Source organism: Verrucosispora sp. TAA-831, assembly GCF_050780145.1.
Classification (GTDB): domain Bacteria; phylum Actinomycetota; class Actinomycetes; order Mycobacteriales; family Micromonosporaceae; genus Micromonospora.
Genome location: NZ_CP192240.1, coordinates 5,397,026 through 5,412,444, shown reverse-complemented (window position 1 = coordinate 5,412,444; position 15,419 = coordinate 5,397,026). Strand labels below are relative to the sequence as shown.

Genomic DNA, 15,419 nt, shown 5'->3' with positions numbered 1-15,419 from the left:
CGCCGGGGCCGGGACCGGGTCGCTAGGCTGAACCGTACCGAGCCCGACCGGCTTCCGCCCTGAGGAGGAACCCAGCGTGTCCAGCAGCAGCCCGGACGAGCGCACGCTCGTACTGATCAAGCCCGACGCGGTCCGCCGCGGCCTGGTCGGCGAGATCGTCTCCCGCTTCGAGCGTAAGGGGCTGCGGATCGACGCGCTGGCGTCCCGGACGATGGACGCCGCGCTGGCCGACGAGCACTACGCCGAGCACGTGGGCAAGCCGTTCTACCCGCCGCTGAAGACGTTCATGACCAGCGGGCCGCTGGTCGCGCTGGTGCTCTCCGGCGACCAGGTGATCGACGTGGTGCGGGGCCTGATCGGCGCCACCGACGGGCGCAAGGCCGCCGCCGGCACCATCCGGGGTGACCTCGCGCTGTCCAACCGGGAGAACCTGGTACACGCCTCCGACTCGCCGGACAGCGCCAAGCGCGAGCTGGCGCTCTGGTTCCCCGAGCTGGGCTGAACGACAGCGACGAGCCGGCTCGTCCACGGGCCGGCTCAGGCCACGGGCCGGCTCAGGCCACCCAGGGCAACTTGTCCGGGTTGGCCACCAGGAAGATGTCGGTGATCCGACCGTCGGCGGTGCCGAGCGTGACCGCGTATCGGGCGCCGCCCGCGGTGACCACCACGGCGGCCGGCTGACCGTTGAGTTCGGTGCGGTGCACGGTGAGCGGCCAGCCCTTGTCCCGCACGCCCAGCAGGAACCGGACCACCCGCTCCGCGCCGCTGATCGGGTTGCGGGCGGCGCTCACCCGGCCGCCGCCGTCGCTCCACGCGGTCGCGTCGGCGGCCACCAGCTCGGTCAGCCTCCGCAGGTCGCCCTCACCGGCGGCGGCGACGAACGCCTCCAACAGCCGCTCCTGCTCCGCCCGGTCGGCGGTGAACCGGGGCTGCTCGCGTCCGATCCGGGCGGCGGCCCGGTGGTGCAACTGCCGGCAGTCCTCGGCGGACCGGTCGAGCAGTTCGGCGATCTCGGCGTACGGCAGCTCGAACGCGGTGTGCAGGACGTAGACGGCGCGCTCCGGCGGAGTGAGCCGCTCCAGCAGGTGCAGCAGCGCGGTGGAGAGCGAGTCGCGTAGTTCGGCGCGTTCCAACGGACCGAACGGTGACGGGACCGTCGACACCGGCTCCGGCAGCCACTGTCCGACGTACGCCTCCCGGGCGGACTGCCGGGCCCGCAGCCGGTCCATCGACAGGTGGGTCACCACCCGGGACAGGTAGCGGCGTGGCTCGGCCACCCGGCTCCGGTCGACACGGGCCCAGCGCAGGTAGGTCTCCTGGAGCACGTCCTCGGCGTCGTGCCGGCTGCCGAGCAACCGGTACGCCAGGCCGAGCAGCATCGGCCGGTGCGCGTCGAGCGCACCGGCCGCCTCCGCCGCCTCGGTCGGGTTCAGTCGTCCGACGGGAGATCGTTGCGGAAGGTCACCGCGATCCGGTTCCACACGTTGATTGTGGCAATCGCCAGGACCAGATCGGCGAGTGCCTTCTCCGGCCAGACCTTCGCCGCGTCCTCCCACACGTCGTCGGGTACGCCGTGCTCGCCGAGCCGGGTGACCGCGTCGGTCAGCGCCAGCGCGGTGCGTTCCCGCTGGTCGAAGAAGGGCGCCTCCCGCCAGGCGGCCACCGCGAACAGCCGTCGGCTCGACTCACCCGCGCCGAGCGCCTCCTGGCTGTGCATGTCGACGCAGTAGGCGCAGCCGTTCAGGATCGACGCGCGCAGCTTCACCAGCTCCAGCACGGTGTGGTCGACGTTCGCCCGGACGTACTTCTCCAGCCCCATCACGGCGCCGAACGCCCCCGGCGCCACCTTGGCCACGTTCATCCGCTGCATGACAATCCTCCGATGTCTCGGTCCGACACCGCCACGACGGGGGCGGCACGTCGGGGCGTGACAGGTCGCTGCTGTGACGCCGGACACCGTGCCGATCATGGACTTGTGGCGCTGGTTTCGCGCCGTTGTGACCCGTTTTCGGGTCGCCACGTCTCCATGATCGGCGGGGCGGGGTTATCGGGAGGAGGCGGGCGGGCGGGGTGGGTATCATGGGTGGGCATGGCGATGATCCGGCTATCACCGGTGAGCCTCCGGAAGAACGGCCGGGTGACCGGCTCAGTAGAACCGGACGGGTCGGCCCGTCACAGCCGGTCAACGAGCGGGCGGTCGCAAACCGATCGCCAAGCGGGGTGGTACCGCGGGCCCGGCCCGGGGCGCCGGTGACGGCGTACCGGTGACGGCTCGTCCTCGCAGACCCACACGACAGTGAGCGTCAGCGAGGAGAGCGACCCCCGATGGCCTATCCGTTGCACGACCCGACCGCCACCGGCGTCCCGGCCAGCCCGGACCTGCCCGCGGTCGAGCGCCGGGTGCTGGAGCACTGGACGGCCGACAAGACCTTCGAGGCCAGCGTCGAGCAGCGTCCCGCCTCCGGCCGGCAGTCGTCCGCCGCCGGCGGCGGCTCCGCCGACAACGAGTACGTCTTCTACGACGGCCCGCCGTTCGCCAACGGTCTGCCGCACTACGGCCACCTCTTCACCGGGTACGTCAAGGACGTGGTGCCGCGCTACCAGACCATGCGCGGTCGGCGGGTGGAGCGGCGTTTCGGCTGGGACTGCCACGGCCTGCCCGCCGAGGTGGTGGCCGAGAAGCAGCTCGGCATCACCAGCAAGGCGGAGATCCTCGACCTCGGCGTGGCCCGGTTCAACGAGGCGTGCCGTTCCTCGGTGCTGGAGTTCACCCAGGACTGGGAGCGGTACGTCACCCGGCAGGCCCGCTGGGTCGACTTCGCCAACGACTACAAGACCCTCGACCTGGACTACATGGAAAGCGTCATGTGGGCCTTCAAGACCCTGCACGACAAGGGTCTGATCTACGAGGGCTTCCGGGTGCTGGCGTACTGCTGGCGGTGCGAGACGCCGCTGTCGAACACCGAGACCCGGATGGACGACGTCTACCGGGACCGGCACGACCCCACGCTGACCGTGTGGTTCGGGCTGACCGCCGACGAGTCCGCGCCGGAACTGCTCCGGGGGCCGCTCCGGCTGGGCGTCTGGACCACCACGCCGTGGACGCTGCCGTCGAACCTGGCGCTGGCCGTCGGACCGGACATCGAGTACGCGGTGCTGGAGCGCGACGGCGAACGGTACGTCGTCGGCGCCGGGCGCCTCGGCGCGTACGCGAAGGAGCTGGAGGGATACCAGCAGGTCGGCACGGTACGCGGCGCCGACCTGGTCGGGCGGCGGTACACCCCGCTGTTCGACTTCCTCACCGCGCAGGCCGGACCGCAGGCGTACCAGGTGCTCGGCGCGGAGTTCGTGACCACCGAGGACGGCACCGGGATCGTGCACCTCGCCCCGGCCTTCGGCGAGGACGACCAGAACGTCTGCAACGCAGCCGGCATCCCGACCATCGTCACCGTGGACGACCACACCCGGTTCACCGGGCTGGTGCCGCCGTACGAGGGCGAGCAGGTCTTCGACGTCAACAAGCCGGTGATCCGGGAGCTCAAGGAGCGGGGGGTGGTGCTGCGGCAGGACACCTACACCCACTCGTACCCGCACTGCTGGCGCTGCGACACCCCGCTGGTCTACAAGGCGGTGTCGTCGTGGTTCGTCGCGGTGACGACGTTCAAGGACCGGATGGTCGAGCTGAACCAGCAGATCAACTGGACGCCCGGACACATCAAGGACGGCTCGTTCGGCAAGTGGCTGGCCAACGCCCGGGACTGGTCCATCAGCCGCAACCGGTTCTGGGGCTCGCCCATCCCGGTCTGGCGCTCGGACGACCCGAACCACCCGCGCGTCGACGTGTACGGATCGCTGGCGGAGATCGAGCGGGACTTCGGCGTACGCCTGACCGACCTGCACCGGCCGGCAGTGGACGAGCTGGTCCGCCCCAACCCGGACGACCCGACCGGCCGGTCCATGATGCGCCGTGTGCCGGAGGTGCTGGACTGCTGGTTCGAGTCCGGTTCGATGCCGTTCGCCCAGGTGCACTACCCGTTCGAGAACCGCGACTGGTTCGAGAACCACTACCCGGGTGACTTCATCGTCGAGTACATCGGGCAGACCCGGGGCTGGTTCTACACCATGCACGTGCTGGCCACCGCGCTGTTCGACCGGCCGGCGTTCCGCAACTGCCTCAGCCACGGCATCCTGCTCGGCTCCGACGGGCGCAAGATGTCCAAGAGCCTGCGCAACTACCCGGACGTCTACCACGTCTTCGACTCGTACGGGTCGGACGCGATGCGCTGGATGCTGATGTCGTCGCCGGTGCTGCGGGGCGGCGACATGCCGGTCACCGAGTCGAGCGTGCGTGACGCCGTACGACAGGTGCTGCTGCCGCTCTGGAACGTCTGGTACTTCTTCTCGCTGTACGCCAACGCGGACGGCTACCAGGCGAAGCGGAAGACCGACGCGGTGGCGACCGGTGCCGGCAGCCTGCTCGACCGGTACGTGCTGGCCAAGACCAACGAGCTGGTCGAGACGGCCGGCGCGCAGATGGACGCGTACGACATCTCGGGGGCCTGCGCCACCGTCCGGTCCTACCTGGACGCGCTGACCAACTGGTATGTGCGTCGCTCCCGGGACCGGTTCTGGGCGGGCGACACCGAGGCGTTCGACACGCTCTGGACGGTGCTGGAGACGCTGTGCCGGGTGGTGGCGCCGTTGGCGCCGCTGACCGCAGAGGAGATCTGGCGCGGGCTGACCGGCGAGCGGTCGGTGCACCTGACCGACTGGCCGCGGGCCGAGGAGTTCCCGGTCGACCACGAGCTGGTCGCCGCGATGGACGCCACCCGGGCGGTCGCCTCGGCGGCGCTGTCGCTGCGCAAGGCCAAGGGACTGCGGGTCCGGCTGCCGCTGGCGCGGCTGACCGTGGCCAGCCCGGTGGCCGAGCAGTTGCGGCCCTTCGCCGACCTGGTCGCCGACGAGGTCAACGTGAAGGAGGTCGTCTTCACCGACGAGGTGTCCGCGTACTGCCAGCAGGTGCTCACCGTGGTGCCCCGGGCGCTGGGACCCCGGGTCGGCAAGCAGGTGCAGCAGGTGATCAAGGCGGTCAAGGCGGGGGAGTGGGAGTTGGTCGACGGCGCCCCGGTGGCGGCCGGGGTGACGTTGGCCGACGGCGAGTACGAGCTGCGGCTGGTCGCGGCCGACGCCGAGCACTCCGCCCCGCTGCCCGGCGGTGAGGGAGTGGTGGTGCTGGACACGGTGGTCACCCCCGAACTGGCCGCCGAGGGGCTGGCCCGGGACGTCGTCCGGGTGGTCCAGCAGGCCCGCCGCGACGCCGACCTGGACGTCTCGGACCGGATCGTGGTGTCGGTGTCGGCATCGGCGGAGGTGCGCGCGGCGGTGTCCGGGTACGCCGAGTTCGTGGCCCGCGAGGTGCTGGCGGACAGCATCGACTTCGCCGACGACCTGGACGGCTTCGCCGGGGAGGTCGGCGAGGGCGAGCAGGTGACGGTAGCGGTGCGTCGTGTGAGCTGACGCGTGAGCTGACGTGTAAGGAAGGGCCCCCTGCTAACGCCCGGTGTATAGCAGGGGGCCCTTCCTAACATCCCACCCAGCCTGCGGACCGGCGCCACCTCGCGCATGTCGGTGTGCGAGGGTCCGCTACGGTGACACCGCCCCTAACCCGCTCGATCCGCCGGAGGACCAGTGCCGCTGCTCTACACCATCGGCAGGTACACCGTGGCCCCGGCACTGCGGCTGGCCTTCCAGCCGAACGTGGAAGGGCTGGAGCACATCCCGGTGACCGGTGGCGCGATCTTCGCCGGCAACCACCTGTCGGTGGCCGACGAGTTGTTCCTCGGCACGGTGGTGCCACGGCACCTGGCGTTCTGGGCCAAGTCGGACTACTACAAGGGCACCGGGGCGAAGGGCGCGTTCCACCGGTTCGTACTCAACGGACTGGGCGCCATCCCGGTCGAGCGGGCCGGCGGGCGGGCGGCGTTGACCGCCTTCGACGCGGCGATCCCCGCCCTACAGGGCGGCGACCTGGTCGCCATCTATCCCGAGGGGACCCGTTCGCCGGACGGCCGGCTCTACCGCGGACGTACCGGCACCGCCCGGCTGGCGCTGGCCGCCGGCGTCCCGATCATCCCGGTCGGCATGATCGGCACCGACAAGGTACAGCCGATCGGCGCCCGGATGCCGCGACCCGGGCGCGCGAAGATCACCGTACGGTTCGGCAAGCCGCTCGACTTCACCGGCCGCTCGGCGGACCGCACGTCGCTACGGGAGATGACCGACGAGCTGATGGCCGAGATCCAGAAGCTCACCGGCCAGGAGTACGTCCCGCGCTACGCCCCGCCCCGCGCGAAGCCGCCGGCCCCCGGCGAGCCGACGCCGGGTGAGCCGACGCCGGGTCAGTCGGGCCAGCCGGGTCAGTCGACGCCGGGCGAGCCGACCGCCGGCTGAGCGGGGATCGGGGCGGACCCGCTCGTCAGCCGTTCGTCGAGACGATCTGCCGCCGCATCGTGGCGAGCAGTTGGGCGCTGTCGTCCACCGAGAGACCGGTGAAGACCGCGCTGGTGATGCTGCCGTGGTCGACCGAGGTGCAGACCACCACCCCGACGCCGTCGACGTTGCCCACCGCGCACCGCTCGTGCCGTCCCCGCACACCGGTCTCCACGACCTGCGCCTCGCCGAGCGAGTACTGCTGGGTGAGCCGTTCGATCTCGCTGTCGGCGTCGGCCGAGGGGGCGAAGCGGAAGCCGGTGCCGCCGAAGACGGTGACCTGCTTGCCGGCGCGTGTGGTGTAGATACCGGCGAAGGTGTCGTCGGCGAGCAGGTGCGTCTGGCGCATCTGTGACTCCAACTGCCGGGCGGCCTGCGTACTGCGGTCGTCCTGGCGGAGTTCCAGGTCGGCGACCTGGCTCGGCAGCGAGGCGTTCGCCGGGTACTGACTCGCCATCGGGACCCCGTAGTAGGCCGGACAGCCACAGCAGCAGGCGATCGTCAGCAGCAGCATCCACGGCCAGCGGCGGCGCTTCCGGCGGCGGGCGTACCCGGGGGGCGCCTGCCAGCCCGGCGGCGGCGCGGGGGGTCCGGACTTTCGTCCCCGCCAGCCCCGCACCAGCGGCGCAGGCGGAGCGGCCGGTGGTGCCGGCGGAGGGGCGTGCCGTACCTGTGGCTGCGCGGCCGGCTGCGGACGAACCGGCGCCGCCGGGGGCCGCATCGGCGCGGCGGGCGCCGCCGGGTTGGGCCGCCCGGCCAGCGGTGGGTACGCGGCCGGCTGGTGTGCGGGTGGGGCGGACGAGACCGGCGGTGGTGGGTACGCGGCTGGCTGGTGTGCGGGCGGCGCGGACGAGACCGGCGGCGGTGGGTACGCGGCTGGCTGGTGTGCGGGCGGCGCGGACGAGACCGGCGGCGGTGGGTACGCGGCCGGTTGCTGTGCCGGTGGTGCGGACGAGACCGGCGGTGGTACGGGGGTGTAGGACCGGGTCGGTGGGGGTGCGGGGTAGGACAACGTGGGCGGCGGCAGGGCGGGCATGTCCGCCGAGGGCAGGTGCCAGCCGCTGGTGTCGGCCCCGGCCCACGGGTCGACCGGGGTCTGGTGCTCCGGCGCGTCGGCCGGCGCCACCGGCGGCAGCAGGGTGGGCTCGGCGGACATGCCCCAGACGCGGCGGCGTGGCGGTGGCGGCGGTACGGCGGCCGACCCGCTCCAGCGTGGCGCGGGCTCCTCCACGGCCGTCGCCTCGGGCATGATCCGGGTGCCCTGCGGGCCGACCTCGGGGGGCGGTGCCACGGTGGTACGCGCGTCGCCCTCGGACGACACCGACCCGTTCCGCTCGTCGGCCTCGTCGACGGACCGGGTCGGGTCGGCCTCGCCCACCGGCTGGGTCGGGTCGGGCTCGTGTACCGGTCGGGTCGGGTCGGGCTCGGTCCCGGCCCGAGTCTGATCAGTCTCGGCCCCGGACCGGGTGGGGACGACCTCGGCTCGGGTCGGGTCGGGCTCGACCCGCGTCTGATCGGGCGCGGCCTCGGACCGAGTCGGGATGATCTCGGCTCGGGTCGGATCGACCTCAAGTTTGTTCGGGGTGATCTCGGGTCGGGTCGGGTCGAGCGGTGCGGCTGGTGGGGTGGGGCGGGTCGGTTCGGCGGGACTGGTCGGGTCGGCGTCGCCGACCGGCTGGGTCTCGTCCGCCGGCGAGGTGGTGGCAGGCGGTGCGGGGTCGAGGGTCTGCTCCTGGGTGACCGCTGACTCCCCGTTCCGGTGTGTGTCCGGACGGTTCCCGTCGACCGGCCGGTCTGCTCCCGGCTGCGGCTCCGGCATCGCGGCAATCTCCTCTCACGCCGACCCGAGGTTAGTACCGGGGTGCCACCGGAGCAGAACCAGGCCGGGTACCACCGCCGGACGGGGCGGCCGACGACCGGTGGTCGTCGCTGCGGGCCGGGGCCGATTCCGCTGGTTCCCGGGTCGGCCAGGTGTGGCGTGGTGGTCGGTGGGTGTGCGCGTACCCTTGGGCATCATGAGCGTCCCGTCCACCACTCCGCGTCCGGTCGCGGCCAACTCCGTCTGGCCCCGCCTGGAGCCGCTGCTGCCGCAGGTGACCAAGCCCATCCAGTACGTCGGTGGCGAACTGGGAGCGGTGGTCAAGGACTGGGACTCCGCGACCGTGCGCTGGGCGCTGATGTATCCGGACGCGTACGAGGTGGGCCTGCCCAATCAGGGCGTGCAGATCCTCTACGAGGTGCTCAACGAGCTTCCCGACACGCTCGCCGAGCGGACGTACGCGGTCTGGCCGGACCTGGAACGGCTGATGCGTACCCACGAGGTGCCGCAGTTCACCGTCGACGCGCACCGCCCGGTCGGTGACTTCGACCTGTTCGGCGTCTCGTTCGCCACCGAGCTGGGCTACACCAACCTGCTCACCGCCATCGACCTCGCCGGTATCCCGCTGCTCGCGGCCGACCGTACCGACGCCGACCCGGTGATCGTGGCCGGTGGGCACGCCGCGTTCAACCCGGAGCCCATCGCCGACTTCGTCGACGCCGCCGTGCTCGGTGACGGCGAGGAGGCGGTCCTGGAGATCACCGCGATCGTCCGGGAGTGGAAGGCGGAGGGCTCGCCCGGCGGCCGGGACGAGCTGCTGCTGCGGCTGGCCCGCACCGAGAGCGTCTACGTGCCGCGCTTCTACGACGTGGACTACCTGCCCGACGGCCGGATCCAGCGGGTCGTGCCGAACCGGGCGGACGTGCCGTTCCGGGTGCACAAGCGCACCACGATGGATCTGGACGCCTGGCCGTACCCGCGCAAGCCGCTGGTGCCGCTCGCCGAGACGGTGCACGAGCGGTACGCGGTGGAGATCTTCCGGGGCTGCACCCGGGGCTGCCGGTTCTGCCAGGCGGGCATGATCACCCGCCCGGTGCGGGAACGGTCCATCACCACCGTCGGGCAGATGGTGCAGCAGGGGCTGGAGTTCTCCGGTTTCCACGAGGTGGGTCTGCTGTCCCTGTCCTCGGCCGACCACTCCGAGATCGGTGACATGTGCTCCGGCCTCGCCGAGCAGTACCAGGGCACCAACGTGTCGCTGTCGCTGCCGTCGACCCGGGTGGACGCGTTCAACATCGACCTCGCCCAGGAGCTGTCCCGCAACGGCCGCCGGACCGGGCTGACCTTCGCCCCGGAGGGCGGGTCGGAGCGGATCCGCAAGGTGATCAACAAGATGGTGTCGAAGGACGACCTCATCCGCACCGTGGTCACCGCGTACACCAACGGCTGGCGGCAGGTGAAGCTCTACTTCATGTGCGGCCTGCCCACCGAGACCGACGAGGACGTCCTCGAGATCGCCGACATGGCCCACGAGGTCATCCGGGCCGGTCGGGCCGCCACCGGCTCGAAGGACATCCGCTGCACGGTCTCCATCGGCGGGTTCGTGCCGAAGCCGCACACCCCGTTCCAGTGGGCGTCGATGCAGCGCCCGGAGGTCATCGACCACCGGCTCAAGCTGCTCAAGCAGGCGATCAACGCGGACCGGTCGCTGGGCCGGGCGATCGGCTTCCGCTACCACGACGGCGAGCCGTCGCTGATCGAGGGCCTGCTGTCCCGGGGGGACCGCCGGGTCGGCGCGGTGATCCGCCGGGTGTGGGAGAACGGCGGCCGGTTCGACGGCTGGAGCGAGCACTTCTCGTACCAGCGCTGGGTGGAGGCGGCCGACGAGGTGCTGCCCGGGTTCGGGCTGGACCTCGACTGGTACACCACCCGCGAGCGCGAGGAGCTGGAGGTCCTGCCCTGGGACCACCTGGACTCCGGCCTGGACAAGGACTGGCTCTGGCAGGACTGGCAGGATTCGCTCAGCGAGTACGAGCAGGACGACTGCCGCTGGACGCCCTGTTTCGACTGCGGTGTCTGTCCGGCCATGGACACCGAGATCCAGATCGGCCCGACCGGCCGGAAGCTGCTCCCGTTGACCCCGGTCAACGGTCTGAAGCTGCCCACCGGCGCGCAACAGTGACCCCGGCGCCCCGGGTGGGGTGCGACACCGAGGAGCAGGACGATCAGTAGGAAACCTCAGCCCGAGGGCGGCCAGGCGCCGGTCGTCCAGCGCGTCCGCATCCGGTACGCCAAGCGGGGCCCGCTGCGGTTCACCTCGCACCGGGACTTCGCCCGGGCGTTCGAGCGGGCGCTGCGCCGTGCCGCCGTACCGGTGGCCTTCTCCCAGGGCTTCACCCCGCACCCGAAGATCTCGTACGCGAGCGCCGCGCCGACCGGGGTCGCCAGCGAGGCGGAGTATCTGGAGATCGGCCTGCGCGAGCCGGTGGACCCGGCGCAGTTGCGCGAGGCGCTGGACACGGCGCTCTCGCCCGGCCTCGATGTGCTCGACGCGGTGGTGGCCACCGGCAGCGGCCTGGCCGACCGGATCCAGGCGTCCCTCTGGCGGATCGAGTTGCCGGAGGTGGACCCCGAGGTCCTGGCCAAGGCGGTCACCGCGTTCCTGGCCGCCGACGAGGTGCTGGTGGAGCGGATGACCAAGCAGGGGCGGCGGACCTTCGACGCCCGCGCGGCCGTCACCCGCGTCGATGTGATCACGTCGTCGGCGACGCCTTCCGTGGCCCCGGCCGTACCGTGTGCGATACTCGAACTGGTCGTGCGGCAGGTCACCCCGTCCGTACGGCCCGATGACGTCCTTTCCGGCTTCCGCGTGGTGGCCGGCCTGGAACCGCCGGTAGCCCCGAAGGTGACCCGGCTGGCTCAGGGCACGCTGACCGCGCAGGGTGCGATCGTGGATCCGCTGGACGCGGACCGCGACGGGGCAACCATCGGCGGGCGCTGACCGACGGTCGGTGCTCAGACAGGCAGACTTCGCCGGTCGCGCACGCCCGTGCGCCCGGGGAAACACCTTTGCGGCGACCCTGCGTGGCAGCGCTCACCCGCGCCCGGGGAAGCCAGAACTGGAGAACGTCCATGCTCGAGAACGAGCCCGAGGGCGGCGAACGGTCCGGTGCGAACCCGGCCGGCGAGACCGCCGAGAACAGCACCGCCGGCACGGCGGGTGCCTCCTCACCGGTGGCCCCCGACGCGTCGGGGGAGACCGCCGGCACGGTGAGCGGCGCGGCCGACCTGGGCAGCCCGTCCGCCGCCGAGACACCGCCCCGCAGACGGGCCACCCGTCGCCGGGCCACCCCGGTCACCCAGCCGGAGCAGACCGACGCCCCGGTCGAGGCGTCCAGCACCCCGGCGCCGGGCAGCGCGGAGGCCCCGCAGGCGGAGGTCTTCGCCCCGGTCTCCGGTGACCTGGACGAGGCACCGAAGACGCCCCGGCGACGCCGCAAGGCCACCACCGCGTCGAAGACCACCGAGGAGCCGCTGGCCGTAGCCGAGGTCGAGGCGGCCGGTGGAGACGTCGTACCGCCGGTGAAGGTGACCCGTACCCGCCGGAAGAAGGCGACCCCGCCGGCCGAGGCCCCGGCCGTGGTCGAGGAGGCGGTGGCCGAGGAGTCGGCAGCCACGGCCGGTACCGACTTCGGTGCGGCCGAGCTGCCCCCCGAGGGCGCCGCGCCGGTCGAGGCCGCCGAGAGCGACCCGGCCGAGCCGGTGACCCCGGCGGAGCCGGAGGCCGAAGCCGCGCCGGAGCCCCGGTCCCGCCGACGCCGTGCCGCGCTCAGCGCGCCGACGGTGCTGTTCATGGCTCCGGAGGAGGTCACGGCCGCCCGCGCCGCCGCCGCTGCGGCTGCCGCCGCGCCGCCCGCCGAGGAGGAGACCACCGAGGAGCCGGCCGAGCCGACCCGGCGTCGCCGCCGGGGTCGGCGGGAGCCCGAGCCGGAGCCCGTCGCCGAGGTCGAGGTCGAGGAGGAGCCCGCCGCGGAGGCCGAGGAGGCCGCCGACGACGAGGACGAGGACGGCTCGCGGCGTCGCCGTCGGCGTGGCCGCCGGGGCCGGGGTCGGGGTAAGGGCGGCGCCGAGGACCTCGACGACGCCGAGGAGAACGAGGCCGAGGAGGCCGCCCAGGGCGAGGCGGACGAGGCCGAGACGGACGAGTCCGGCGACGAGGGCGACGGCGACGGGTTGACCCGCCGTCGGCGTCGGCGCCGCCGCCGGGGGGCTGGCGACACCGACGGCGGCGCCGACGACGGCGTACCCACGGTGGTGAAGATCCGCGAGCCGCGCCGCACGGTCGACGAGGTGCAGGGCGTCTCCGGCTCGACCCGGCTGGAGGCCAAGCGGCAGCGCCGCCGGGACGGCCGCGAGCAGCGCCGGACCCGCCCGCCGATCCTGAGCGAGTCGGAGTTCCTGGCCCGCCGCGAGGCGGTCGACCGGGTGATGGCGGTACGCCAGCGCGGGGACCGTACCCAGATCGCCGTCCTGGAGGACGGCGTGCTGGTCGAGCACTACGTCACCCGCAACTCCGCCGGCACCATGGCCGGCAACGTCTATCTCGGCAAGGTGCAGAACGTGCTGCCGAGCATGGAGGCGGCGTTCGTAGACATCGGCCGGGGCCGCAACGCCGTCCTGTACGCGGGCGAGGTCAACTGGGACTCCACCGGTCTGGAGGGGCGGGCCCGCTCGATCGAGCAGGCGCTCAAGTCCGGCGACTCGGTGCTGGTGCAGGTCACCAAGGACCCGATCGGGCACAAGGGTGCCCGGTTGACCAGCCACGTCGCGCTCTCCGGTCGGCACCTGGTGTACGTGCCCGGCGGCAACGCCTCCGGGATCAGCCGCAAGCTGCCGGACACCGAACGCAAGCGGCTGCGGGACGCGCTCAAGAAGCTGGTGCCGGACGGCGCAGGCGTGATCGTCCGGACCGCCGCCGAGGGCGCCAGCGAGGACGAGTTGGCCCGCGACGTCAAGCGGCTCCAGGCGCAGTGGGAGGACATCCAGGCCAAGTCGACCGAGGGCGGCGCGCCGGTGCTGCTCTACGAGGAGCCGGACCTGGTCATCCGGGTGGTCCGGGACCTGTTCAACGAGGACTTCCGCGAGCTGGTGATCGAGGGCGACCAGTCGTACGACATGGTCGAGTCGTACCTGTCGCACGTCTCGCCGGACCTGGTCGCCCGGCTCCGCCGACACGTGGGCACCACCGACGTGTTCGCCGCGTACCGCATCGACGAGCAGATCCTCAAGGGGCTCGACCGCAAGGTGTTCCTGCCCTCCGGCGGTCATCTGGTGATCGACCGGACCGAGGCGATGACCGTGGTCGACGTCAACACCGGTAAGTACACCGGCGCGGGCGGCAACCTGGAGGAGACCGTCACCCGCAACAACCTGGAGGCGGCCGAGGAGATCGTCCGCCAACTGCGGTTGCGCGACATCGGCGGCATCGTGGTGATCGACTTCATCGACATGGTGCTGGAGTCGAACCGGGAGCTGGTGTTGCGCCGGTTGACCGAGTGCCTGGGCCGGGACCGCACCAAGCACCAGGTCACCGAGATCACCTCGCTGGGTCTGGTGCAGATGACCCGCAAGCGGATCGGTGCCGGGCTGCTGGAGGCGTTCAGTGAGACCTGTGACTGCTGCAAGGGTCGGGGTCTGATCATCCACACCGAGCCGGTGCCGGAGAAGCCGCGTTCCGGTGGCACGGAGAAGGTCAAGGCGGTCGCCTCGGCCGCGCCGGCCGCCGAACAGGCCAGTGGTTCGTCGCGGCGTCGGGGTCGCAAGAGCGCCGCCGAGCGGACCGTGGTCGAGGTCACCGACACCGAGGAGACCGCCACCGGTACGGCGGACGCGGACTACCACGACACGATGGGCTACGACCTGTCCCGGTACGAGACGGACACGCCGGCCGCTGCGGACGTGGCCGACAGCCAGCAGGGCGAGTCGGCCCGCCTGGCCGCCCCGGACGACCCGGACGCGGTGGGCGAGAGCGACGAGGACGAGGGTGCCGAGGGCGGCACCGGTCGCCGTCGCTCCCGGCGTGGTGGCGCACGCCGCCGTACCCGACCGTGACCGCCCGGCGGTAGACCGGACCCGGTCCGCCGCCCCGACGTCGACGAGCCCCGCCCACGGTGACCTCCGCCGGGCGGGGCTCCGGCGTATCGTGGTCGGTGAGTCGGCGGCGGGACGGCACCACGGCCGGTGACCGGGCGATGGCCGACCGGTGACCTGGTCCGGTGGGGGTGGCCCGGTTTGGGGCTGGCCCCGGCCATGGCGTACGCTAACCTGCGGCGCACTTTGGTGTGCCGAGTTCCCGTGTGCCCGCGCCGCCGTGCCTCTGCTACCCGGCGAGCCGCCGCGGGGACGACCGCCAGCAGCCTCAACGACAGGGAGTCCGCCTCCGATGTACGCGATCGTCAAGACCGGCGGCAAGCAGTACAAGGTCGCCGAAGGCGACGTGATCGAGGTCGAGAAGCTCGCCGGTGCCCCCGGCGACGCGGTGAAGCTCGCCGCGGTGCTCCTCGTCGACGGTGACGACCTGGTGACCGATGCGGCCAAGCTCGCCGAGGTCGAGGTGTCCGGCGAGATCGCCGCGCACACCAAGGGCCCGAAGATCCGGATCCACAAGTTCAAGAACAAGACCGGCTACCACAAGCGCCAGGGTCACCGCCAGCCGCTGACCCAGGTCAAGGTGACCGGCATCTCCAGCGGGAAGTAGGTCGTTCTCAGATGGCTCACAAAAAGGGTGCGTCCAGCTCGCGTAACGGCCGTGACTCCGCGGCCCAGCGGCTCGGCGTGAAGCGCTTCGGTGGTCAGGTCGTCAGCGCGGGCGAGATCATCGTCCGGCAGCGCGGCACCAAGTTCCACCCCGGTGACCTGGTCGGCCGTGGCGGCGACGACACGCTGTTCGCGCTGTCCGCCGGTGCGGTCCAGTTCGGCACCAGGCGCGGTCGCAAGACCGTCAGCATCGTGCCGCAGCAGTAGCTTCGAGGCGAAGCGGGCCGTGGACCTGATGTCCCGGCCCGCTTCGCCATTTCTCACGCGGGGTAGCGCCTCGCTGGAAGGATTGCGG

General features: G+C 72.3%; 11 protein-coding genes. 8 read left to right on the top strand and 3 right to left on the bottom strand.

Annotation, left to right across the window (positions count from 1 at the left end):
- The first annotated feature begins 76 nt into the window (after positions 1-76).
- Complete coding sequence (gene ndk, locus ACQVFL_RS23955; RefSeq protein ID WP_431727655.1) at positions 77-502, top strand: nucleoside-diphosphate kinase; 426 nt, start codon at positions 77-79, stop codon at positions 500-502.
- 52 nt (positions 503-554) lie between these two features.
- Here the strand turns inward: ndk and sigJ are convergent, their stop codons facing one another.
- Both sigJ and ACQVFL_RS23945 read right to left on the bottom strand, forming a co-directional pair.
- Positions 555-1,481 carry an RNA polymerase sigma factor SigJ gene (gene sigJ, locus ACQVFL_RS23950; RefSeq protein WP_396698824.1) on the bottom strand — a complete coding sequence of 309 codons (927 nt, stop codon included), beginning with the start codon at positions 1,479-1,481 and terminating at the stop codon, positions 555-557.
- A complete protein-coding gene (locus tag ACQVFL_RS23945) occupies positions 1,430-1,870 on the bottom strand; it encodes a carboxymuconolactone decarboxylase family protein (protein WP_396698822.1) in 441 nt (146 codons plus the stop codon). Before ACQVFL_RS23945 ends, sigJ begins: the two co-directional genes overlap by 52 nt.
- A gap of 455 nt (positions 1,871-2,325) precedes the next feature.
- Here ACQVFL_RS23945 and ileS point away from each other — a divergent pair, with 455 nt between their 5' ends.
- Positions 2,326-5,517: an isoleucine--tRNA ligase gene (ileS, locus tag ACQVFL_RS23940; RefSeq protein ID WP_431727654.1), complete on the top strand. Its 3,192-nt coding sequence runs from the start codon at positions 2,326-2,328 to the stop codon at positions 5,515-5,517.
- 171 nt (positions 5,518-5,688) lie between these two features.
- Entirely contained in the window at positions 5,689-6,450 is a 762-nt protein-coding gene (locus tag ACQVFL_RS23935) for a lysophospholipid acyltransferase family protein (protein ID WP_396698819.1), read from the top strand.
- Positions 6,451-6,475: 25 nt separating this feature from the next.
- Here the strand turns inward: ACQVFL_RS23935 and ACQVFL_RS23930 are convergent, their stop codons facing one another.
- Positions 6,476-8,308, bottom strand: coding sequence for a hypothetical protein (locus ACQVFL_RS23930; protein ID WP_431727653.1), 1,833 nt, complete (start codon positions 8,306-8,308; stop codon positions 6,476-6,478).
- A 196-nt stretch (positions 8,309-8,504) separates the two neighbouring features.
- Between ACQVFL_RS23930 and ACQVFL_RS23925 the strand changes: the two genes are divergently transcribed.
- From ACQVFL_RS23925 to rpmA, 5 genes are all read left to right on the top strand, one after another.
- Positions 8,505-10,490 (top strand): TIGR03960 family B12-binding radical SAM protein, encoded by a 1,986-nt coding sequence (locus ACQVFL_RS23925; protein ID WP_396698817.1) that lies wholly within the window; start codon positions 8,505-8,507, stop codon positions 10,488-10,490.
- A gap of 99 nt (positions 10,491-10,589) precedes the next feature.
- Entirely contained in the window at positions 10,590-11,309 is a 720-nt protein-coding gene (locus ACQVFL_RS23920; RefSeq protein WP_396698846.1) for a TIGR03936 family radical SAM-associated protein, read from the top strand.
- A gap of 131 nt (positions 11,310-11,440) precedes the next feature.
- The gene (locus tag ACQVFL_RS23915) at positions 11,441-14,419 is read left to right on the top strand and encodes an Rne/Rng family ribonuclease (RefSeq protein ID WP_431727652.1); all 2,979 of its coding nucleotides are present in this window, start codon (positions 11,441-11,443) and stop codon (positions 14,417-14,419) included.
- Between the two features lie 331 nt (positions 14,420-14,750).
- Complete coding sequence (gene rplU, locus ACQVFL_RS23910; RefSeq protein ID WP_117229528.1) at positions 14,751-15,065, top strand: 50S ribosomal protein L21; 315 nt, start codon at positions 14,751-14,753, stop codon at positions 15,063-15,065.
- Positions 15,066-15,076: 11 nt separating this feature from the next.
- Positions 15,077-15,331: a 50S ribosomal protein L27 gene (gene rpmA, locus ACQVFL_RS23905; protein ID WP_091077796.1), complete on the top strand. Its 255-nt coding sequence runs from the start codon at positions 15,077-15,079 to the stop codon at positions 15,329-15,331.
- The last annotated feature ends 88 nt before the right edge of the window (positions 15,332-15,419 follow it).